The following is a 24,180-nucleotide window of genomic DNA, read 5'->3' as shown; positions in this document are numbered from 1 at the left end:
TTAACTCAATAAAAAGAAAATATTGATAAATTAAAGCAAAATCATGCTTTTTTACAAGGACTTCCATTTTTTAGTAAAATACAAGCTTATTTATCTCAATATAATGACTCTCAACTCAAAGAACAAACAGTTAATGATTTAAAAATAGCAAACACAGAATTTGAAAAATGACTTGGATTAAATACTCAGAAAATTAATTCATTAAACATAAAAGCATTAGATATGCTTTTGTTTTACACAACCCCTTTACAAGAAGTTGTAAAAGCAATTGATAAAATTAGTAAACTCAATTAAATAAAATTGCTAGATACCACATATTATGGTATTTTTAGTATAATTAGACAAAATACTAAGGAGTATTTACAAATGAAAAAAAGATTTAACAAAATTTTGTACAGCGGATTATTTATCGGAGCTTTTAGTTCAATTGCTGTTGGATGCTCAATAAATCAAAAAATAATTAAAGGAGATGTTAAACCAGATGTAATTGAAGGTAATCACATTGATTTATCAGATAGCTTGCTTCAAATACGTCAAATTCCTGTATCGATTATTAAAGATTTATACCAAGGTGACTTATTAACTCGTTTATATCTATACCCAAATTCTACTAATAATTCAGTTGATATAGAAATATATGATTTTTCAAAAGGACCCGAAAAGCTTTTTGAAAAACGCCCAGAATTGAAGAAAATTTTTGAACCTATTTTTAAGGCACAACTAAATGAACTTTTTACTTCTACCAATAATTTTAAAATAGGAGAAATTCGTAAAGGAAGCCAAAAAGATAAAATTCATGAATTTTATGAAAAAGATCAATTCTTTGTTAAAAATGATAAAGACGAATGAGTCAAATTAGATTTTAAAGCAAATTCACAATATTTACCTGTCGAATTAGATAAAAATAACAATATAGTTATTGAATACAAGATTCAACATGAAGGTTCAGACAAGCAAACCTCCTATAAAAAAATTGTCCAAACAACACCAGAAAATGAAGAAATCAAGAAGGAATTCCGCGATTTTTTAGAGAATTTTGCAAAAACTCACCAAGAAAAAATACAAGAATACCTATCAAAATTGCAAATTCAAATAATTGGTCTAGAAGCATTAACCACATCACCAATTTTGGGAGAACAATTAGATCCAAAAATTAAATCAATTATTGAAACTTTTAAAAAATATAATGAAAAACTTATGACATTATTTATTAATTTAAATAAAAATGTATTAGAAAAAACAATTACTAATTCAATGTTAAAAAATTCTTATTTTGAAATTAAAAAAATATTTGCTGATTTAATAAGCAATCTAATGAATGTTTTGCTTGAATTCGTTGATAAAAACAAATCATTAAGTCAAGAAGAAATAGCATCGAGAATACAAGCAATTAAAAATATTCCTCAAGAGAGTCAACCAAGTTTTATTAAAAATCTTTTAGAACAATATGATAACCCTTCAATAAAAGATAAGGCATTAATCGAGTTCAAAACAGAAGATTTAAAATCACTAAAATGACTTGGAGTTGATGTTTCTAAATTACAAAATACAAGCATTAAAGTTGAGGATATTCTTTTATCATTTCCTAAATCTCTCATTTCTGCACTGTCTGCACCTAAAAACCCAATTAAAAACCCAATAGCATCTTAATAGATGCTATTTTTTAGTTTAATAATAACAAAACGATATTTACCACTAAAATCTTTTAATATTTGAATGTGAAATTGTTCTTGCATTTGAATTCAAAAATCAATATGCAAAGGATTAATTTCAAAGATAATCATTCCATTTTTATTCAAATACTCAAAAGCTTGTTTGAGTATTTTTTTATAAAAAAATAAACCATTGTCTGGTGCAAATAAAGCTAAGTGAGGTTCAAAATTTAATACACTATCATCTATATTTTCTTCTCTAGAAAGATAAGGCGGGTTAGAAATGATTAAATCAAATTTTGAGTGAATATGTTCGAATAAATCTGATTGAATCACTTGAACATTAACTTGATTTAATTTAGCGTTTTGTTGAGTAGACAGGATTGCTTGTGAATCAATATCTGCACAAGTAATAGATAAATTAGGATTATTTTTCTTTATAGCAATTCCAATAAACCCACTTCCTGAACATAAATCCAAAACACTTTTAAATTGATGTTTTTTGATTAAATCCAGAGCATAAAAAACTAATTCCTCAGTTTCATAACGTGGAATTAGTACATTTTGATCAAGATTAATTCTGACATTTGCTAAGTCAACATACCCGATAATTTTTTGAATTGGATAACCTAAATCCAACATTTTCTGCTCTTTTTCACTTATTTGTAACGGAAGCGAATATCTTCTTTTTTCAAGCAATAAATCTTCTTTACTTGGCACAATTATAATCCAGCTTCTTTGATTTTTTCGTTATGTTCTTCAGTTAATAAAGCATCAATAATTGAATTTAATTTTCCTTCCATAATCGGACCTAGTGAGGTTGAAAATGAGATTCGATGATCAGTTACCCGATCTTGAGGGTAGTTATAGGTACGAATTTTTTCACTCCGTGCACCCGAACCAGCTAATTTACGATATGCTGATTCTTCCTCTTGTTTTTTCTTGAGTTCAAGGTCATAAAGTTTTGATTTTAAGATTCGCATTGCAATTTCTTTGTTTTGAATTTGACTTTTTCCTTCTTGACAAGAAACGACAATATTTGTCGGAATATGGGTGATACGAACCGCTGAATCAGTGGTATTAACTGATTGACCACCATTACCAGATGAACGGAAAACATCAATTCTTAAATCATCACTTTTAATTTCAATTTCAATATCATCATCAATTTCTGGCATAACAGTCACTGTTGCTGTTGATGTGTGAATTCGACCTTTAGCTTCAGTGGTTGGGACTCTTTGCACCCGATGAGCACCAGATTCAAATTTTAATTTTGAATATGGTTTATCACCTTTAACTGCAAAAGTGATAAGTGAAAAACCACCCGAATCAGACGGAGAAGTTTCTAATACAGTGACTTTCATATTGTTTGTAGCACAATATTTGGAATACATTCTGAATAAATCACCAGCAAAAATATTGGCTTCATCTCCACCTGCTGCTCCCCGGATTTCGACAATAACATCACGATTATCATTTTCATCTTTTGGAAGAATTAAAATTTTTAATTCTTGCTCAAGTTGCTCCATTTTTTCTTCAGATTCAGAAATTTCAACCTTAGCTAAAGCTACTAGTTCAGGATCTTTTTCTAAGAGCATTTCTTTAGCTGTTTTAAGATTATTTTCAGCTTGTAAGTATTCTTCAAAAGAAACGACAATATCTTTAATTAAATTAATCTCTTTTGAGATTTGTGTATACATTTTAATGTCGCTTACAATTTGAGGATTAGTTAATCGCTCTTCTAATTCATCGTGTTTGTTCTTGATTTGCAAAAGTGATTTATACATTGTATTTTCCATAGTATTTTTATTTTATCAAATCTTTAAAATATCCTTTTTATATCTTTAAAAGCTTTGCTTTTATATAACCCGTTTTTTTTTTTTTTTTTTTGAAAAGAATATAATAGAATTAATCAGTAAAAGAAAGGTTGGTTTATGAAAAAAACAATCTGAAAAAAATCCTTTTTATTGGTATTAAGTTTACCAAGTGTTCTTATCGCTGCTTCATGTGTTCAATCACCAATTGGCACTGGTCAAGCAAATCCAAAAAATGACAAAAATGATCCTAATAAAGGTTCTAAAGAAGGTGGTTCTTCAAATCCAAACTCACCTTTTCCAGGTTCCAAACCACTTATACCTAGTTCACCCCAAGAAGGTGATTTAAGCGGAATTGAAGTTGGTGGTGGATTACCAAATCAAGTTCCAAGTGGTCCTCAAGGTTCAATACCAGGAAGACCAGATATTTCACAAGATAAGTATCTAGCTTTATCTAAAGTTGATAGAGACAAAGTTGATTTACAATCATATACAAAAGCTCTTCAAGCACCTCTTGGAGGACTTTCATACACTTCAAAAGTTTCACCAATTAAAGATCAACAACAAGTCAAAGAATATGATACAAAAGCTCTTCAAGCTGGACAACCTGATTACGAAAGTGCTTTATTAAGAGACTTTTCAATTGTCAAGGATAAAAAGCTCGTTTTAAATCCGATTTCAAAGAAATTATCAGCAGCTTACTGAAATTCAACTATTAATAACCGTGGTTTATCAAGATATTTACCAAATGAAAAATATAAAGATATCGCTTTGCAATCATATGCAATTATCATTAATGATGGTAATGATCTCATTGATCCAAATTTTGGATGAGTTGAAAGAGGGACCGCTTGAATTTTAGATTATCAAGTCGATGATAAAGGATATCCAACCAAGTGATATCTTGCAACTAATTTGCACGTAGCATCTCAAATATTAAAAACCGTTGCTGATAGCAAATATTCAAATATAGTTAATTTACAAGCTGAAAAAGACGAATACGATAAAACTATTGCTCGAAAAACAGAATTAGAAAAAATGTATTCTAATTTAGCAAAACCGTTTCAGGAACAACTTGCAAAAATTGATCAAGAAATTGATCGATTAACGAGAGAAAGAAATATTGCTGATACAAACGGAAATAATGAAGAGGTTAAAAAATATCAAGCCCTTATCGACAAACAACAAGAGCTTAAAGCACCGATTTTTAAAGCAAAAAATGATAAGCTTGATAAAGATTTTAATTCTAAACATTTAGTTGAATACAATCAATTAACTGACAAGTTAAAAGGTAAATTTAAAGGAACTACTCGAAGTGTTGTTCTTGAACATTTTAACGAAGATACTCCAATTGATCAAGATTTAGAAACCAATGATAAAGCATTAACAGTGGATGTATTTGATTTTAAACCTGAACAAGTAAAAATTGTTTATGGAGCTAATGATTTCCTTAAAACTAGTCCGAAAGATTATCTTTCAAGTGATTCCCCATATAAAAATACAGAAGAATTAGCTGATTTTGCTGTTTTAGAATTTGACTTTACTCATAAAAACGGTGGTCCATACCAATACTTTTCAAGAAGAGAAAACAAACAAATTAATGTTAGCTCAGCTTCAGAATTAGCTAAAAAAGCTACATCAAATTTTGCGAAATGAGAAGATAAACGTAAATTTAAATTTGCTACAAATTCTCTATACAAAGATTGAGATAAAAATAATCAAGAAAAAGTTACAGTAACCAAACAAGATGGAAAACAAGAAGAATTACCAAAAAGTATGGTTAATTTATTAGCTCTTGGATTCCCTGTTTCTTCAACTGATAATCAAATTGACACAAAATGAAAAGATGAAGCTTTTATTAACTCCCTTAAATATACTCAAAGCATTTGAGTTAATAAACCAATTTATACTCGAGCTGATTTTGCTGCTCCAGGTAAAGTTACTACAAAAGATTATGGGTCTGGATTTTCAAAAGCATTTGGTTTAAGAAATTTTTTATCAAAACCAGGAATCAGTGATTATACCATAACTTCCCCTGTAATTAATGTTGCCAAAAACCAACCATTCTCAGTACCTTACTTTAAAGATGAAAATTCTCCATACAAAGAACAATCGTATATTAATTATGGTCTTGGGTATACATTAGCTTCATGACAACCACTTACAGGAGCTTCAGGTTCTAGTGTTAGAACAATGGACAATCAAATTGTTGGAATAAATTTTGCTACAGGTGATGAATTAGGAAATTCATTAACTTCACTAGTGCAAGCATTTAGAAGTGAAGGAATTGATTATTCGGATTTTTATGGTTCATATAAATTAGAACAATACGATTTAATTTATGGCGGAGGAAAAAACCAACGTACTTCATATCGTCAAGCATTACACGATTATAACCCAAATGCTAAAACATATTTATTCCCTGAAGGATCTGATGATTCTCATATTCCAGAACAATATAAATTCAAAAATCAATAGGAGATACTGTGATTAAAGCTAAAAAAACGAAAATTCTTTTAAATATATCTCCTTTTACTGCAATTGGAATTATTAGTATAGTCGCTGCTGGTGGAATTTATTCTGCAATTAATAAAAATAGTTCAAATCAAGTTTTTTTAAACTCTAGAAATATTAGTTCAAATTTAATTGACAATGTTGCTCAAACAGATTTTATAAATTCATCAAATAAAGATAACAATTTAAAACAAATTGAAAAAGTTAAAGATGAGCCTGTACAACCTGTTGAAAAAGAGATTATTAAAAAACCAGCTCCTGTTTCGGTTAAAGAAGAAATCAAACCAATTCCACAACCCCTCCCACCTGCTCCTCAACCAGTTGTACAAGTAAAGCCTCAAACCAAACCTCAGCCAAAACCTATCCCAAAAGAACAACCAAAAGTCTTAAATGTTAACGAAGGTCCACTTGTTGATACAAGCAAGATTCCTGATATTGATTTTTCAAAACTTCAACAGAGTAAAGGTGGAACCCTTTCGCTCAACCAAAAGGTACAAATTAAACAAGCTTTTAATAAATTGTTTACTATTACACAGAATTTACCAAAAGAGTTTACTGAAAATGATAGAAAAAAATATATTGAAGCTTTCAAAGAATATCAAATAGCAGTTAAAGGAAAAGCCGAGACTTACACTCAAACTTGATATGATCAGTTTTTTACCTATATAGCAAATGACGGTTTAACTGATGCACAAAAAAGAAAAAAACTAGAATCGCAAGGAATTTTCTTTAGTAATGGAATTAATCCAAGTCAAACATTTATACCATCTAAAGCTCTTAAAGATTCATATGCTGCTATAGAAAAAGAGCTTGATTCAGAACTTAATAAAGGAATGGTACCTGATTTAGGTAATATGGGAATTTCAGGTATTGGAGGAATAGTTTTTGGTTATGCCGATATTTCTAAAAACCCTGTTCGAAACAGACAAATCGCTGATAATAAAAGAAGATTTTTCGGTTATGAAACTGAGTGACAAAGAACACCAGAGCAAATTCTTTACAATAATTATCAAGGATACATTAAAAAAGACGAAACTGATAATTATGTAAAATTTGGAATTCAAAAAGATCAAGGAATTAAGGTTCTTCAATATACAGCAGACCCTAAAGATAAATTTGCGGTTCAACAATCAAAAGGACAACCAAGAACCCTTATTGAATTAGATGCGGCAAAACCTGAAGGATATGCAAAATTTATCAATTTTATTAACCAAGTAGAAAAAGACCCTAATTCTAAAATTGATGCAATTGTTATCCGTAATATGGGTAAAATTGATAAAAAACAAAAATTTGAAGATATTTTAAAGGCAATTCCTGATCATCTTCCAAAACTTACTTTAATTTACTCAGCACATGATACATCTTCACTCAAAGCTCTTAAGAATAAAACAATTGATGAGTTAGAATTGTATACTTCAAAAGGTGGTTTTGATAAGGATTGAGGTCTTAACCCTAACTCTCTTAAGGGGGTTAAGTATATCAGTTTTGATTATAATGCATCTAATGAAAGTTTTGGTTCAATTGTTTTTGATAGATTAAGATTTGATGTTGAGGATAATTTAAACACTATCAACGAGGGATTAAAAACAGTTTTTGAAACCAGAAAAAATGAACGGGTATTTCAAGGTGGATTTGGACCTGGTTCATGACCTCTTAAATTAGATTTTTCTAATGTTCCTTCAATCCGAAGTTTAAAAGGAATGAATCTTTATGGAAAAGTTTTTAATGAATTAACTTTATATAACCCTTCAAATATTTTTACAGTTGATTTAGGAGACATTAATCAACAACAATGAAGTGCTCTAATCCTAAAAGGACCTGAAAAGGCTAAGTTATATTTCAAATCACCAACTTCAGTAAACGCTTTATATTTAAAAGGGAATAATATTCCAAGTGGATATGGTAGAAATCTTTATGGATTACTTGAAGCTGGAAAAGATGCATTCCAAACAATTTACGTAGATTCAGAGGTTGTCGCAAACACTCTTAACCAATCTTCTGTATTTAGAATTTTTGGAAAAAGAGCGATTGTAAAACCAAGCAACTTAAACCCACAAGGAGGTACTAGTGAAATTAGTTTTGACTAAAAAAACACCTCTTTGGCTCAATTTTAGTAAAGAAAATATCCTAAAGTTAACATCTTTTATTGCAACTTTTGCGATATTTTCTTTTTTTATTTTTGCTTTAGTCTTACAGCTTAATTCTTCAAGCTTTCTTTTAAGTTGAAAAACAATCTTTAACACTGAAACAACCTTTAATAAATCGTATAATTTCTTAGGTTTTGGAACTTTTATAATTTTTCTAATTGTTTCATTAATGAGTTTATTTAGAACTTTTACAATAACTAGCAATAATAATTTAAAATTCAAACATTATATTTATTGATATATTAATTATCTGGTTTTAGCAATTGTAAGTGCGGTTTTATATGCTTTTTTACCGCATAAATTAACTGATAAGCCAATTGATTTATTTTATAAATCATTAATCTTATTATGATACTTATTTTTATCTTTTGGATATCAAATCCACGTATTTGCTTTTAAAGTTAAACGACTAATTCATGTTCGTAAAAATATGATTTTAATTTTATTAGCACAGCTCTTAAAATTCATCTTAATTACGCTTTTGTTAATCTTTTTATTTTTATTTTTAAGAAATAGTAGCACTAGTGAAGTTTTATTTTTTAATAATGATGTAATCAATTATTTAGATAACTTAAAAGTAAACAATCCAGCTCTTTATTTTACATATATTTTATTAATTTCAATTGCAATTATTTCTTTAATTATCATTGAAATTATTAATATTCAAAAACAAAAAGAGAGTCTTATTGCTTTGAAAAATAAATTATCCAACATGTTTACTTTTGGATTAGCGATTTTAATAAGTTTGTTTACTTTTGGGATATATCTAGCTACTTTAAATAAAAGTCAATCTAATCCCTCTTTAAATTTTGATAATCAAATTAATTTTGTTTATCTAGTAATAGTGATATTGGGTTTAATAATTACTTTAAGCACTATTTTTCTTAGAAAAATAGTTTTGATAAACTTTCTAAAAATTAAAGAACAAAATAGTATTGAATTAGTTTTAGGATTTAATTTAATCATTTTATTATTAGAATTTCTATTTAATGTTCTTAAATTAAGTTATTATGCACAACAATTTAGTTATTTAATCATTTTATTATTAACACTAATTAATTTTCTCTTTTTAATTAAGCACAAATATTCAATCGAAAAATTCACCTTTATTAGCTATTTAGCCACTCTCTTTTTATTATTAATAGCATTAGTGCTTAATACCTTTGAATACACATCGGTTAATTTTCAAAATAATTCAATAATTTACCTTAGTTCAAAACTTTTCTATTCAACAAGATTTTTAATAGCATCATTAATTTTTCTTTTGCTAGAAATCTTACGTAAATCATCTAAAAAAATATTTTCATTAATTCTGATTGTAACTCATTCAAAATTAATTAAATTACACAAGGAGTAGACATGCAAAAGAAAAAAAATAATCAGCAAAATGAATATAAACAATCAATTTATCAGCTTTTTAAAAGTGTTATTGCTAAAAGAGAATTTGTTACTCAAGAAAAACTGCTTAACACCTTTGAAATCCAAGAAAATTTAAGCATTAAGGATCCACTTTGGTTTAATGTTTTAGAAAAACTGAACAAATTCAAAAATTCACAAAAAAATCTTTTATTTAAAAGTTTTACTATTCGTTGAAATCGTAATGAAAAGTTTAGTTTTACCAATCTTGTACCAACTATTTCTACTCCGGATACTAATGCACTTGATATTAATTTAAAAAACTCAGCTAACCCTGAAGAAAATAAACTTTTAGAAAAATTTAATTTATTTATAGATGATTTACTTTTAAAAGGATATCAACTTGAAATTATTAAAGACACAGTTGTGTTTAAAGATAAATCTTCAAATAATTACAAAATTTTATTTAGCGAAGGGTTAATAACTCATGAACTTGAAGAAAATTAAAGAGAAGAAACAAAATCTTGATAAAATCTACAAAATTATTGAATCAAAGAAAAATATTACCTTAGTTAATATTTTGAAACTTTCAAAAGAAATTTTATTTTATTTACAAAGATCTAATTTTTCTAAAGATTTAATCACTTTACTTAATCGTAATTTTTCAATTGACAATTCTTTTTTATCTAAAGCACAAATAGTGGAAATTTCTAGAGGAAAAAAGATTTGAATCTATATTACCGAAGAAGAAAAATATGGAACAAATTCATATCAAAAGCATTATAAAACTCTAATTGAAAATGCTAATATGAACGAAGATTTATTTATTTTAATTGGAGAAAAAGCACACGAGTTACCTATTAATAATCCAGAACAAATTCTTTTTAAAAGTCCAGGAAACAATGTTTTAAAACTTATCGAAATATTACCTAAATTAATGATTAATATTTTTAAACAATATAAAATTTCTGAACTGAATTTTGTTATTAACTCTTCAAAAATCAAGCACAAATATATTACTTTATTCCCACTTGAAAAAAATAACTTTGAGCTAACCTATTATTCACAAAAAGAATCTTCAACTAATTTTAATCTTGATAAATATAAAATCTATCCTGAACCTAACTTGTTTGTCGAATCGCTTTTTGAACAATATTTAACTTTTTCATCAATGTCTTTATTAATGGAATCGGCTCTTGTAAAAGAAAAATATAATCTAGTAGCTCAAAATAAATCATTAAATGATCTTGAAGAAAAGATACGTAAACATAAAATCATATATCTTCGTACTAAAAAGGATCTTGAAATTGAAGAAATCTCAATTTTAAGTCCTGATAAAGATTTAATTCATTCACAAAATGAGGTTTACAATGGTTAAATTAAATTTTATTTCAACAAAAAATATAATTAATTCAATTCAAGTGGAAAGTATCTTTGTAAGTCAGAGTTTAAATGACAATTGAATTAAAGTTGAAAACAACTCAATTGTAAGCTTTAAAAATGTGTTAGTAAAGATAGTTCTTTCGAATGGGAATGATTATTATTTACTGGTTGATAATTTGTTTTTAAAACACGATCAAGACCAAGCAACAATTTATTATGATAAATATTTAAATACTTTTATTCAAAAACACGACAAAAAACATGAACATGAGTTAAAACAACAATATTTACAAATCAAAAAGCAAATATGAAAAAATAAAGCCCTTAGAATGTTTGAGTGAAGCAATTTTAATGAAACTCAGTACGAGTTACTCAAAAGAGAAGAATTTTATTTTAAAACACAAATGTATTATTCTTTATTTAAAAAGGAGATACCATGAAATTAAAACATTGATTGTTTTCATTAAGCTCTCCTTTAGTTATTGCTCCAATTATTTTTAGTGTTTCGGCTGATCCTAAAGATGAAAAAACTCCCAAAGAAGGCGATGAAAAAGATAAAGATAAACCAAAAACACCTCCTAATTATGATTTAATTAAACCAAAGCAAGAAAAAGTAATCCAAGAAGAATTTGCAAAAGCATTAACCAGAGTTGAAAGTAATATTGTAAACGCTATTGCAAAAATCCAAGATTTAAACGAAAAACCTCTTTCAAATGAACTGCTAGCCAAGGTAGCATATTATAAAAAAGTGGCCAATTATCTTAAACAAAATCTAAAAAAGATCATTGAAAAACCAGAAGATTATGGATTTAACATTATCTTTCCAAAGTTATTAGTTGATAAAGAATACAATTTTGGAGACATTAAATATAACAATCAAGATTATTCTCCAGTAATGATTGGGACAACAGATCCTAAAGACTATAACTTTGTTAAAAAAACCGATCCAAAAAGCACAGTTAAAAATGACGGTAAAAAACCCACTGTTAATACAGTTGATGAAGAAGCTGTCTTAAAAGCTACAAGTAAGTATTTTGAAGGGATTGCTTCATTAACGGAAAAAGTTTTCCTTAAACCTGAAGATGCACCAAAATTTCCTGACAATGTTGATTTTGTGTTACAAGAAAACTCTCAATATGAATTAAAAGTCCCTGAAGGTTTTAAAAGTTGAGATGAATATATCAAAGAAAAAATTAATAAGGAATTTATTTCCTATGATTTAGAACAAAACGTTTTATTCAATCAACAAGACAATAAACCTAAAACAGAAGTAACCCCCACCCCACCAATTATTGATGATGATCCAGGACAACCCACCATTACTGAACCAAGTGTTCAAAATGTACCAAGAATAGCACCAAATATAACTTATCTCAAAATCAATTCAACTAATCAACAATTAATTGATGAATTTAAAGCTAATGATGAATTATTTAATTCTAAATTTGTTTGGTGAAAAGATTCTTTTCTCAAATCTTTTATTTATCGTGTAAATGATCTTAAAGAAGAAAATAACAAGCTAATTGCTAGTGTTTCAATTATTCAAAAATCTAATCGAAACAATTCAACCAATTATCAAGTAGAAGTTAAAAAATATCCAAACGCTTTAGAAAGTGCTAGCTATCAAAAGGTTTATCAATCATTTTCGAGTATTTTTCTCGAATTTATAAAATCATTAGGTCTTGATGAAAATCTTGATTATTCTAAATTAGGGAACAGCTTATTAGCTAAACGTTTATTTGATCAGGTTTTTTCTGCTATTAGATTATTAGAAGATAAAGAATTTTTAAAAAATGTCGATAGAATAGTTCAACAATATCAAAATTCTACTATTCTACCTCAAAACAATGGTGATCAAGTCGAAATTAAAAACGACAGATTAGAAAAGGTAGCTAAAGAATTAATCGTTAAAGCTTTATCGGTCCAAGAAATGAATCAATATAAATTCTTTAACTACTTAGCTAATGGATTTGAATTGCTTCATGCAAGTGTTATTGATCAAAACCAAAGAAATTTTAAAGTTGTTGAACAAAACTTTAAAAATTTAGGTTTAAAAATTAATAATTTAGCTTTAGCTTTTCGTGCTTTAAATTCTATGATTAAAACTCTTAAGGTATCAGCATTGAAAAATAATTTTTCATTAAACGATTTTAATCAATATACTCAAACCTTAGCAAAAGTTCATAATCAAATTATTAATATCTCATTACTAACAAAAAGCACACCAATTCCAAATAAAGAAGATGAAAAGGCAAAAGTATTTTTAGAAAAATATCAGAATTTAGTTACTAATTATAGTGAAGATAATTCACTAAGCGACATTTTGTTATGAACATTTGCAGGGCTTTCGCTATTAGGTGGAATAATCATGTTCTTAATGTGAATGTTTAAAAAAATATTAGCTAAACGCAAATTAAGTAAGGAACAATATGACAAATAAATTACAAATAACTTCAATTAATGAATATATTGTGGAAGTTTCGGGAAATTATAATTTTACACAAGGTGATTTTTTAGTTCTTAAAGATAAACCTGGAGTTAAATTTATGATTATTAGTGCCAGTGTGAATACTGCTTTTTGTTTATGTGCAAGCAATAATGAAAAGTTTTCAGTTGGTTCAGAGCTAATTCCAGCACAAGAGAGTAAATTAGTGAAAACTTCACCTGAATATTTTGGCAAAATTATCGATATTCATGGAAATATCATCTTTCCATTAGGGGCTAAAGCAAGTAAGTTTTTAGATGTGCAATCAAAAAGTATTCAAGCTGAAAATGATTTAATGGTATATCAGACTCTTACTGAGCAATTAAATACAGGATATGCCATTGTCGATTTACTAATTCCGCTTGGAAAAGGCCAAAGAGAGCTTATTATTGGAGATCGTCAAACCGGAAAAAGTTTTATTGCACTAAACACTATTATTAATCAAAAAAATAAAAATATCAAATGTATTTATGTGGCTATTGGTCAAACTCAAAATCAAGTTTCTTGGGTGTATCAAACCTTAAAAGAACACGGAGCACTCGATTACACTATTATTCTTAATGCTTCACCTGAAAATCCATTTGAACAATATTTAGCTCCATATATTGGAATGGGTCATGCTGAAAACCTTTCATATTTTGATGATGTTTTAATTGTTTTTGATGATTTAACTAAACATGCAAATGTATATCGTGAAATTGCTTTATTAATTAAAAAACCAATTGGGAAAGAAGCTTATCCAGGAGATATGTTCTATGCCCATGCACGTTTACTCGAGCGAAGTGGAAAATTTGTTGGTCGTAAAAGTATTAGTGCGCTACCAATTTTACAAACCATTGATAATGACATTACTTCACTTATTGCCTCAAATGTAATTTCAATTACCGATGGACAAATTGTTACTAGTAGCGAGTTATTTGCTTTAAATAAATACCCTGCCATTAACATTGATTTATCAGTGTCTCGGATTGGAACTAAACTTCAAAAACCAATTGTGTCACAAACTACTAAAACAATCAATACCATTTTCCGTGCTTTTAAACGACAAACTAAATTAGCTGCTCTTAAATATGACCTTAATGAAGAAGTTAATAATTTAATTCTTTCTGGAATACAGATTGAAAAATTATTCAATCAAAAAGGAATTACTTCTTACGATGAATATGACTTGTTCCTGACTTCACAAATTATTCAATTTAACATTCTTAATAATTTAAAAGAAAACCAAATCCAACGAGCAATTGAATTTATCATTAAATATGTCAAAGAAGATAAAGTTTCTACCGAATTAATGAACAATATTATTCAAGGTAAAATTTCGGATAAAAGTGCACCAAAAGATTATTTTAGTTTCTTACTTAAAACTTATTCAGACATGCATAATTTAAACTGAAATATTGTTGCACCAAAAGAATATTTAAACTTAAATTCAGCACTAATTAGCAAAATTCATTCATCATTTAAAGGAGTTAAATAATGCAAGGAAAAATAACAAAAGTATGAAGTGATGTTCTTGAAATTACTTTTGAACATAATAATTTACCTTTATTAGAAACTCTGCTAGTTGATGAACATGGTTCAGTTTTATTAGCAAAAAAAGTTGTTTCACAAGAAGCAATTTTAGCAGTAATTGTCAAACAAAAAGCTGATTTTTCAATTAATGGAAAAATTAAGGCTCTTAATCATGGGTTTATGGTTCCGGTTGGTGAAAGCTCAAAAGGATTAATTTTTGATATTCTTGGGGAACCGCTCAACGAAAAACCAAGTAAAAAACTTAAATATGTTGAGATGAACTCAACTAACAAAACCAATTCAAACTACGAAAATAAATACAAAATTCTTGAAACTGGAATTAAAGCTATTGACTTCTTTATCCCTATTTTAGACGGATCAAAAATTGGGATTTTTGGTGGGGCCGGGGTTGGAAAAACCGTGTTAATGAAAGAAATTATTTTTAACCTTTCCAAACAAAAAAACAATACTTCTGCTATTTTTGTGGGTTCAGGAGAACGTTCACGTGAAGCAATTGAGTTATATGATGATTTAAGAGATTCTAATTTAATGGACTCTTCGATTATGTTTATTTCAAAAATGAATGAAAATCCAGGAGCTAGAATGAGTATTGTTCCGGTTGGGATTACTGCTGCTGAATATTTAAGAGATGAACAAAAAGAAAATGTACTCTTGTTCATTGATAATATTTTCCGTTTTATTCAAGCTGGGAACGAAACTTCTTCTTCACTTGATAAAAAACTTTCAGTTGGAGGGTATCAATCAACCTTAAACACAGAAATTTCACAGATAGAACAAAGAATTTATAGTAATCAAAATGGTTCAATTACCTCATTTCAAACTGTGTTCTTACCAATGGATGATTTATATGATCCTTCAGCTGTAGCTGTGTTTAATCACTTAAATGCATCAATGTTTTTATCACGTGAAATCACAGCTAAAAATATTTTTCCTGCCTTTGATCCACTGGCTTCTTCATCAACTAATGTGAATCCAGATATTATCGGACTTGAACATTATAATGCTATTTTAGAAGCTAAATTTGTGCTTCAAAAATACAAAGAACTTGAAGATGTAATGATTATTCTTGGATTTGATGAATTAGACGAAGAATCACAAACTATCGTTAAAAAAGCACTCCAATTACAAAACTTTTTCTCACAATCATTCTTTATGACTGAACACTTTAGAAACACTCCTGGAGTGTTTGTTCCATTACAAAAAACTGTCCAATCAGTAATTAAAATTCTTCGTGGTGATTATCTTCATTTATCGCCAGAACACTTTTCATACATTGGTTCAACCGAATCATTAGATAAATTGAAAAAATAACAAATGAGCTCTAAGCTCATTTTTTAGCTTTAAATGAACTAAATTTAAATCCTTTTAAAGCAAATTCAAAAAAAGAATATAATTAAAACAACGTTTTTATGTAACTCAAAATATTAAAATTTAAGGAGAAGAAATATGTCAGCAATTAAAAAAATTCACGCTCGTGAGGTTCTTGATTCACGTGGTAATCCAACTGTGCAAGTTGAAGTATGGACTGAATATGAAGGATATGGTTCTGCAATGGTTCCTTCAGGAGCTTCAACCGGTTCAAGAGAAGCACTTGAACTTAGAGACAAAGGTTCAAAATACGAAAGCAATTGATTTGGTGGTAAAGGAGTTATGTTAGCGGTTGATCACGTTAACAAAGACTTAGCACCTGAATTATTGGGTATGGAAGTTACTGATCAAAGAGCAATTGATTTAAAAATGATTGCTCTTGATGGAACTGCTAATAAAGAAAAAATGGGAGCAAATGCCATTTTAGGAGTTTCACTTGCTGTAGCTCGTGCAGCAGCTAATGAATTACAATTACCTCTTTATAAATACCTTGGTGGATTTAATGGACACTTATTGCCAGTTCCAATGTTAAATGTAATTAACGGTGGAGAACACGCTTCAAACACTATTGACTTTCAAGAGTTCATGATTATGCCTGTAGGAGCTAAAACCTTTAGAGAGTCAATGCAAATGGCTAACTTTGTATTCCATAATCTTGCTAAATTACTTAAAAAAGCTGGACATGGGGTTCAAGTTGGTGATGAAGGAGGGTTTGCTCCAAACTTTAAATCACATGAAGAAGCTCTTGATTTCTTAGTTGAAGCAATTAAAGTTTCGGGTTATGCACCAGCAAAAAGTGGAGATAAAGCAGTTGCGATTGCAATGGATTGTGCTTCAAGCGAACTTTACAAAAACGGAGTTTATACTTTCAAAAAACTTAAACAAGCTATTGAAGAGAAAAAACCTGGATTTGAGCACCTTGAAGGAGTTAAACTCACTTATACAACTAGTGAGATGATTGATTATTTAGGAAAATTAGTGGATAAATATCCAATTGTATCAATTGAAGATGGATTAGCTGAAGCTGATTGAGAAGGATTTGCACAATTTACAGCTAAATATGGACACAAACTTCAAATTGTTGGTGATGATCTTACTGTAACTAACACTTCAATTTTAAAACGTGCTATTAAAGAAAAATCAATGAACTCAATCTTGATTAAAATTAATCAAATCGGGACATTAACCGAAACTTTTGAAGCAATTCAAATGGCTCAAAAAGCAAATATGACCGCTGTAGTATCACACCGTTCAGGTGAAACCGAAGATTCAACTATTGCCGATATTGCTGTAGCTATGAATGCTGGTCAAATTAAAACTGGTTCAATGTCAAGAACTGACCGTATTGCTAAATACAATCGTTTACTTGCTATTGAAGAAGAACTTGGTTCAAGTTCAAAATTTGATGGTGAAAAAGCTTTTTACAATATTAAATTATAATAGTCTATAAACGCATTTTAAGCAAAAATTGTGCTTAAAAAAATTTTAAACATCAAATTTATAACAAAATAAAAGCGATTATTAAATCGCTTTTACAATTTTATAGACCATTTTTAAGAAAAGGAGAGAGGTGGATAATCAAGTGAAAACTGATTTAACAAATGGTTTAACTGAGTCACAAGTACTAGCTCAGCGAGCCAAATATGGTCTTAATGAAATTAAAAGTCATAAGCAATTTAGTTTTATTAATTCTTTTTTAGCTCAATTTAAAGATTTTATGATTATTTTACTTTTAATTGCAGCAACAATTTCATTTGCAGTTGCTATTTATCAACATGCTAGTGGAAAAAGCGATTCAACTGAAATTATTATTGGGTATATTGAACCAATTATTATCTTAATAGTAGTTATTTTAAATAGTATGTTAGGTACTTATCAAGAGTACAAAAGTGATCAAGCTGTTAAAACGCTTGAAAAAAATAATCAACTTAATACTAAAGTAATTCGGAATGGGAAAATGATTATTATTCCTGCAAACGAAATTGTTCCAGGAGATTTAGTCGTTTTAGAAGCTGGTGATTATGTACCAGCTGATGGAAAATTAATTGAAGCTTTTAGTTTAAATATTGTCGAATCAGCTCTAACTGGGGAATCATTACCAGTTGCTAAAATGGTTATGCAAACTGATATTAAAAGTAGTTCATTAGGCGATCAATTAAATCGTGTGTTTTCAGGAACATATGTCACTAATGGACGTGGAGTTGCGTTAATTGAATATACAGGAAATAAAACTGAACTTGGAAAAATTAATAAATTAATCAATCAGCAAGAAATTGCTCTTTCTCCATTACAAATTAAACTTAATAATCTTAGTCGTATTTTTGGAATTTCGGGTGTTGCATTATTTTTATTAACCACCTTAATTCAAATTTTCTTAAATGGATTTTTTGGTGCTTGAGATAAGGTATCAACTTATTCAGATGCTTTAGTGATTGGAATTTCGCTAGCTGTAGCTGCTATTCCAGAAGGACTAATTACTTTTACTACTGTGCTTTTAGCTATTGGTGTAGCAAGCATGACTAAACAAAAAGCAATTATTAAATCACTTCCTTCAATTGAATCACTTGGTTCTACTCAAGTGATTTGTACTGATAAAACTGGAACATTAACTGAAAACAAAATGCAAGTAGTTGACTTTTGGGATTATGAGTATCCAGATAATGAACCAGAAAAATCAAAAGCTTTATTTTCTTTTGTAGCTTGTTGCGATGCTCAAGTGAATTTAGAAAGCAATGGAGCTTATAGTGAAGCAGGAGATCCAACTGAAACAGCTATTTTACGTTATGGGATTGAACATAATCAAACTGCTCAAAGCGTTTTAGCTAAATATCCAAAACTCTTCTCGCTTCCGTTTGATAGCAATCGCAAAAGTATGTCTGTATTAATTCAAGGCTCAAATGGCAAGTCATTAATCACTAAAGGTGCACCAGATGTGATTTTTAGTAAATGTAATAATTTGCCAGAGCAAGCAAGAATGCTTAATGAAGAATGATCAAAGAAAGCTTATCGGGTAATCGCAATAGCTTATAAAGCAATTTCTAATGAACAAGAAAGCATTTCACACGATGATGAGAATGATTTAAACTTCCTTGGATTAATTGCACTTGTTGATCCACCTCGAGAAAGTGTTAAAGCAAGTATTGAACAAGCTCGTCAGGCTGGAATTAAAACTGTAATGATCACTGGGGATCATTTAACAACAGCTCTAGCAATAGCAAAAGAATTAAATATTTATCAGCAAGGTGATAAAACAATTAAAGGTGAAGAACTAGCTTTAATGAGTGATGAAGAATTACGCAATAATGTTCACTTAATTTCGGTTTATGCTCGGGTAAATCCAGCAGATAAGCTCAGAATTGTCAAAGCATGACAATATCATGATAAAGTGGTCGCTATGACAGGAGATGGAGTCAATGATGCTCCTGCTCTTAAAGCAGCTGAAGTTGGTTGTGCTATGGGAATTACTGGAACTGAAGTTTCTAAACAAGCAGCTGATGTAATATTAACTGATGATAATTTCAATACCATTGTTAATGCTGTTAAATCGGGCCGTGAAACATATAAAAAAGTTAAAACAGTAATTTTAAACCTACTTATTTCTTCAGTAACTGAAATCATTGTTATGTTATTTGGATTATTTTTATTTAGATTTATTTTTAAAGATACTATTGGAAATGCTAGCTTCTTTGTGCTTTCAGCTTCACAATTACTCTGAGTTAACTTACTTACTCACGGATTGCCAGCTATTGCACTAGGAATGACCCCGAGTGGAATTGATGTTATGAAAGAAAAACCAATTAATAAACGAGACAGTGTTTTTGCTTCAGGGATGGGTAAAAAATTACTTGCACAATCATTTATTCTTTCGTTTTTTGCACTCTTAGCTTATTTAATTGTTGGAGTTATTGCTCAAAATCAATTAATTATTGGTGAAGAATTTGTTAAAGTTACTGCCACAGCTTGTTTTGTAACGCTTGGAATTGGAGCTTCACTCAACTCAATTAATTTAATGAGCACAAAAAGTATTTTTAAATGCTCAGTTAAAGAATTTTATTTAGTTTATGTAGCTTGTTTATTCTCGCTTGTATGCGTGCTAACTTCTGCGTATATTCCAGGATTTGCTGAAGTGTTTAAAAACTCATCAATTCATGTTTACTCTATATCAAGTGCACTTTGAATAATTCCGCTTTTCTTTGGATTTGGTTTAATTGCTTACAATGAAATTGCAAAAGCTCTAAATGTCTACGTTTTTAAAAGAGAAGTATTAGTTTAAATTAATAAGAGGATTGAATCCTCTTATTTTTTATCCAAAAATAGATTTGAAAAAGTTTGGTTTTTAAATTTTTGTTATATAATAATAAAGCAACAACCAAATGGGGGGATAGCAAAGCGGCCAAATGCGGGTGGCTGTAACCCACTTTCTTAGGATTCGGGGGTTCGAATCCCTCTCCCCCCACCATTTATTGCCCCATAGCCAAGCGGTAAGGCAGTGGGTTTTGGTTCCACCATGCGTTAGTTCGAATCTAACTGGGGCAGCCATATCACCATTTCGGTGATTTTTTTATACACTTTTACACATAAAACGCTTATTTTCTATATAATGTTATTACTATGAAAACACTAGATAAGATTACACCTTTAGAAGTTGATTTTGCCAAATGGTATACTGATGTTGTCAAAAATGGTAATTTAATTAAATATGGTTCAACCAAAGGAAGCGTGATTTATCTGCCCAATTCATATGGGATTTGAGAATTAATTCAAACCCAGTTTAATAAAATTTTGAAAGAAAAAGGGGTACAAAATGTTTATTTACCCCTTTTAATTCCTGAATCGCTCTTTAAAATTGAAAAAGAGCATTTAGAAGGTTTTAATCCTGAATTAGCTACTGTTACTCATGTAGGTAATAAAGAGCTTAGTGAAAAATTATTTATTCGACCAACTTCAGAAGTTTTATTTGCAGAATTATTCAAACAGTCAATTGATTCGTACAATGATTTACCTTTAATCTACAATCAATGAGCTAATGTGCTTCGTTGAGAAAAAACTACCAACCCTTTTTTAAGAAGTCGTGAATTTTTATGACAAGAAGGACACACCTGTCATGCTGACCCAATGGAAGCAAGAAAATTCACTCGTTCAATGATTGGAACTTATGCCAAATTCTTAAAAAATTATTTAGCCATTCCAGTAGTTGTTGGTAAAAAAACTCCGCACGAAAAATTTGCTGGAGCTTGTTCAACTTATACCATTGAAGCAATGATGAAAGATGGAAAAGCACTTCAAGCTGGTACTAGTCATTATTTAGCACAAAATTTTTCTAAACCATATCAAATTGAGTTTAAAAATAAAAATAACCAAAAAGAGTTTGTTTATGGAACTTCTTGAGGAATTACTACTCGTTTAATTGGAGCTATTATTATGACCCACGGGGATAATCGAGGAATTATTATACCTCCTAGTGTTGCTCCAATTCAAGTGGATATTTTAGAACTCTTTGGAGACAAAAATCCACAAGTTAAGGAAGTAGTGACACAATTACAAGTAACTTTATCACGTAAATTTAGAGTTAGAGTTGACTCAAGCGATAAAACCCCTGGATATAAAGCTTCAAATAGTGAAATTCAAGGAGTGCCTCTAAGAATTGAAGTAGGACCAAGAGATTTAGAAAAAGGAATGGTTACACTCATCCGAAGGGATACTCTTGTTAAAGAATTAGTTAAAGTTGAAGATGTCAAGAAAATCATTGGTAAAACCCTGGACAACATTCATGATAATTTATATCAACAAGCTAAAGCAAGATTGGAAGCAAATACTGTTTTTGTTGATAATTACCAAGATTTTAAAAAGCAAATTGCTCAGCAAAAATTTGTCATTGCACCATTTTGTTGTTCTGATTATGCTGAAATTCAAATCAAAGAAGAAACTGGAGCAACTACTAGATGTGTTCCAAAAGACTTTCAAAAACCAGATAAAGAAAACAAATGTATTTTCAGCAAATGTAATTCAATTGCTAATCGATATGTTCTTTTTGCTAAAGCTTACTAAAACTGTTAATTTTTACAGTTTTTTTATTTACTTTTTTGATTTTTTCTTATTACTAAAAAGAGGTATTATGAAAATGACAAAATTATTTAATAAACGAGAAAAAATCAAAGTTCATTTAACTGAACAAATGCTCTTATTTAGGAATACATTTATTCAAACCTTGGATCAAATTGAATTAGAAAATATAGACAAAGAGCTTAATTTTAAAACTAACTATTGTATTGAACAATTAGATTTATTGGATCAAAAAATTCTTCTCTCTCCACAAAATCGTGGAGAAGAGAAATGATATACTCATTACTTTTCACGCTCAACATACTATAAAAAACGTAAAATAGCTATTAATAATTTCTGGCACTGCTTATTAAATCATGGATTATCCAGTTAATTATCAGTATCAGTTGAGAGAAGATAATTTGTATGTTTTAGATAATCAAAGAATCCAGTGTAAATGATTACCCAAAGAACTACCAGCGAATTTTACTGCTTATTTTAATATTGATAAAATTATGAGCAATGGATTTTTCGATCTAAATTTGGCTTCAAATTTAACTAACGATATAAAAAATCAATATTCAGTCTCAATTTTGCTTAATAATAAAGTTTATATTAATCAATTAATGAATAATTTAAACAATTTTAATTTAGGATTTGAAGATATTAATCTTGCGTATTCTAAAATCAAAAATATTGCTCTTGTATTTAGGAATGGGCAAAAAGACATAGGAGTATTCTATATTGATTTTTCAGATTTTGATAATATTGAACAAAATATTGCAATGAAAAATGTTCATTCCAATGCTAAAATTGTGAGTGAATATAATTTTGTTCTTTCAAACAAGAATTACAAAATTTATAAAAATTATCTCAATGTGAATTTTGAGATTAACGATCTATCCAACGTTAAAAGAATTGATAATTTAGGACGTTTAAAGGTTTTTTACAATCCTCAAATAGATCGAATTTTTACAAAAAAACGCAAACAAAAATCAACTCCGCAAATCGAAGGCACTACAGTTGCCTTTGAAAAATTTATTTCTGGAAAATTAAATATTGCATATAAAAATGAAAATCTCAATTCTAGTAATTGAGATTTGAAAAAATATGCATGAAATGAATACACACTCCCTTTTCATTATAATACTTTTAACACGGATAATAGCGTTTCTATAAGCAATTTTAGTAATTCTCAACGTGGGATAATGCTACCCAAATATTTTTCAGGTAATTTTAGTAGTGAAATTTCAATCAAATTCAAAGAGTTTAAACTTAATTTTATTCGCAATATCGTTTTGAATAAAAATTCCAAATCCTCACAAAATTCAAAGAGATTTTTAAAAATAACCCAAATTGAATACTTAGAAGATGCATCTAATTCCTTTCAAATTTCAATTGATAAGGTCATTGACTTTAATTTAAAGCAAAAAATTACTGATATTACTTCGTTATTAATTTACGCAAAACGTAAAGATGAATAATTCATTTGTTAGCAAAATTAAATATTTTTTAATTTTCCTAGTTTCAATTGGAACTGGAATTGGAGGTTATTATGCTTATAAGTATTTTCAAAAACCTACTAATCAAACTAAACCAATTAAACCGCCCCTACACAAAGAAGAATATGACGTATTCCCAGAATTGCAAGCTAATTACTTTGAAGACTTTTTATCCACAAAAGACGGAGAAAAAGTCATTAATGAAGATATAGTTTATGAACTTATCAATGATTTAGCTAAGCGAATTAATATTCCGAATGGAAATATTAATTTTCACTGAAAAATCATTAGCGAATATGAAATGGATATTCATATTAAAATTACTACACAAGATAAAGAGTATACTAAAGCCTATAAATTTAAATTAGATTACGAATAGCTTTG

The 24,180-nt window shown here is 28.8% G+C and carries 18 protein-coding genes and 2 tRNA genes; 18 read left to right on the top strand and 2 right to left on the bottom strand.

All coding sequences use genetic code 4. The features are described 5' to 3' along the window. Positions 1-366 precede the first annotated feature (366 nt). Positions 367-1,650 carry a hypothetical protein gene (locus tag AC1RP9_RS03045; protein WP_481822048.1) on the top strand — a complete coding sequence of 428 codons (1,284 nt, stop codon included), beginning with the start codon at positions 367-369 and terminating at the stop codon, positions 1,648-1,650. Here AC1RP9_RS03045 and prmC read toward each other — a convergent pair. Beyond that, entirely contained in the window at positions 1,647-2,372 is a 726-nt protein-coding gene (gene prmC, locus AC1RP9_RS03040) for a peptide chain release factor N(5)-glutamine methyltransferase (protein WP_481822046.1), read from the bottom strand. The genes AC1RP9_RS03045 and prmC overlap by 4 nt on opposite strands. A gap of 2 nt (positions 2,373-2,374) precedes the next feature. Next, complete coding sequence (gene prfA / locus AC1RP9_RS03035) at positions 2,375-3,451, bottom strand: peptide chain release factor 1 (protein WP_481822044.1); 1,077 nt, start codon at positions 3,449-3,451, stop codon at positions 2,375-2,377. Positions 3,452-3,586: 135 nt separating this feature from the next. Between prfA and mip the strand changes: the two genes are divergently transcribed. From mip to AC1RP9_RS02950, 17 genes are all read left to right on the top strand, one after another. Next, positions 3,587-5,944, top strand: coding sequence for an Ig-specific serine endopeptidase MIP (gene mip, locus AC1RP9_RS03030; RefSeq protein WP_481822042.1), 2,358 nt, complete (start codon positions 3,587-3,589; stop codon positions 5,942-5,944). A gap of 8 nt (positions 5,945-5,952) precedes the next feature. Next, on the top strand, positions 5,953-8,067 hold the full coding sequence (locus AC1RP9_RS03025; RefSeq protein WP_481822040.1) for a putative immunoglobulin-blocking virulence protein: 2,115 nt from the start codon (positions 5,953-5,955) through the stop codon (positions 8,065-8,067). After that, on the top strand, positions 8,048-9,484 hold the full coding sequence (locus tag AC1RP9_RS03020) for an MSC_0624 family F1-like ATPase-associated membrane protein (protein ID WP_481822038.1): 1,437 nt from the start codon (positions 8,048-8,050) through the stop codon (positions 9,482-9,484). The genes AC1RP9_RS03025 and AC1RP9_RS03020 overlap by 20 nt, the downstream gene beginning before the upstream one ends. Before the next feature lie 2 nt (positions 9,485-9,486). Beyond that, a complete protein-coding gene (locus AC1RP9_RS03015) occupies positions 9,487-9,990 on the top strand; it encodes an MSC_0623 family F1-like ATPase-associated protein (protein ID WP_481822036.1) in 504 nt (167 codons plus the stop codon). Continuing rightward, positions 9,971-10,861 carry an MSC_0622 family F1-like ATPase gamma subunit gene (locus AC1RP9_RS03010; RefSeq protein ID WP_481822034.1) on the top strand — a complete coding sequence of 297 codons (891 nt, stop codon included), beginning with the start codon at positions 9,971-9,973 and terminating at the stop codon, positions 10,859-10,861. Before AC1RP9_RS03015 ends, AC1RP9_RS03010 begins: the two co-directional genes overlap by 20 nt. Then, positions 10,854-11,312: an MSC_0621 family F1-like ATPase epsilon subunit gene (locus AC1RP9_RS03005; RefSeq protein WP_481822032.1), complete on the top strand. Its 459-nt coding sequence runs from the start codon at positions 10,854-10,856 to the stop codon at positions 11,310-11,312. Before AC1RP9_RS03010 ends, AC1RP9_RS03005 begins: the two co-directional genes overlap by 8 nt. Beyond that, positions 11,303-13,306: an MSC_0620 family F1-like ATPase-associated subunit gene (locus AC1RP9_RS03000; protein ID WP_481822030.1), complete on the top strand. Its 2,004-nt coding sequence runs from the start codon at positions 11,303-11,305 to the stop codon at positions 13,304-13,306. The genes AC1RP9_RS03005 and AC1RP9_RS03000 overlap by 10 nt, the downstream gene beginning before the upstream one ends. Beyond that, positions 13,296-14,828, top strand: coding sequence for an MSC_0619 family F1-like ATPase alpha subunit (locus AC1RP9_RS02995; RefSeq protein WP_481822028.1), 1,533 nt, complete (start codon positions 13,296-13,298; stop codon positions 14,826-14,828). The genes AC1RP9_RS03000 and AC1RP9_RS02995 overlap by 11 nt, the downstream gene beginning before the upstream one ends. Continuing rightward, a complete protein-coding gene (locus AC1RP9_RS02990; RefSeq protein WP_481822026.1) occupies positions 14,828-16,195 on the top strand; it encodes an MSC_0618 family F1-like ATPase beta subunit in 1,368 nt (455 codons plus the stop codon). The genes AC1RP9_RS02995 and AC1RP9_RS02990 overlap by 1 nt, the downstream gene beginning before the upstream one ends. A 135-nt stretch (positions 16,196-16,330) precedes the next feature. Next, positions 16,331-17,692, top strand: a complete 1,362-nt coding sequence (gene eno / locus AC1RP9_RS02985; RefSeq protein WP_481822024.1) for a phosphopyruvate hydratase — start codon at positions 16,331-16,333, stop codon at positions 17,690-17,692. Between the two features lie 130 nt (positions 17,693-17,822). After that, the gene (locus AC1RP9_RS02980) at positions 17,823-20,525 is read left to right on the top strand and encodes a cation-translocating P-type ATPase (RefSeq protein ID WP_481822022.1); all 2,703 of its coding nucleotides are present in this window, start codon (positions 17,823-17,825) and stop codon (positions 20,523-20,525) included. A 102-nt stretch (positions 20,526-20,627) separates the two neighbouring features. Beyond that, positions 20,628-20,711 (top strand) — tRNA-Tyr (locus AC1RP9_RS02975). Between the two features lie 5 nt (positions 20,712-20,716). Further along, positions 20,717-20,791 (top strand) — tRNA-Gln (locus AC1RP9_RS02970). A 72-nt stretch (positions 20,792-20,863) separates the two neighbouring features. Continuing rightward, positions 20,864-22,300, top strand: coding sequence for a proline--tRNA ligase (gene proS, locus AC1RP9_RS02965; RefSeq protein WP_481822020.1), 1,437 nt, complete (start codon positions 20,864-20,866; stop codon positions 22,298-22,300). Between the two features lie 73 nt (positions 22,301-22,373). After that, on the top strand, positions 22,374-22,688 hold the full coding sequence (locus AC1RP9_RS02960; RefSeq protein ID WP_481822018.1) for an MG284/MPN403 family protein: 315 nt from the start codon (positions 22,374-22,376) through the stop codon (positions 22,686-22,688). Then, positions 22,672-23,778 (top strand): MHO_1580 family protein, encoded by a 1,107-nt coding sequence (locus AC1RP9_RS02955; RefSeq protein WP_481822016.1) that lies wholly within the window; start codon positions 22,672-22,674, stop codon positions 23,776-23,778. The genes AC1RP9_RS02960 and AC1RP9_RS02955 overlap by 17 nt, the downstream gene beginning before the upstream one ends. Beyond that, a complete protein-coding gene (locus tag AC1RP9_RS02950; RefSeq protein WP_481822014.1) occupies positions 23,771-24,175 on the top strand; it encodes an MHO_1590 family protein in 405 nt (134 codons plus the stop codon). Before AC1RP9_RS02955 ends, AC1RP9_RS02950 begins: the two co-directional genes overlap by 8 nt. Positions 24,176-24,180 lie beyond the last annotated feature (5 nt).

The sequence above is a fragment of the Mycoplasma sp. 3686h genome, from assembly GCF_056781225.1.
This window is presented reverse-complemented; position numbering and strand designations above follow the sequence as displayed.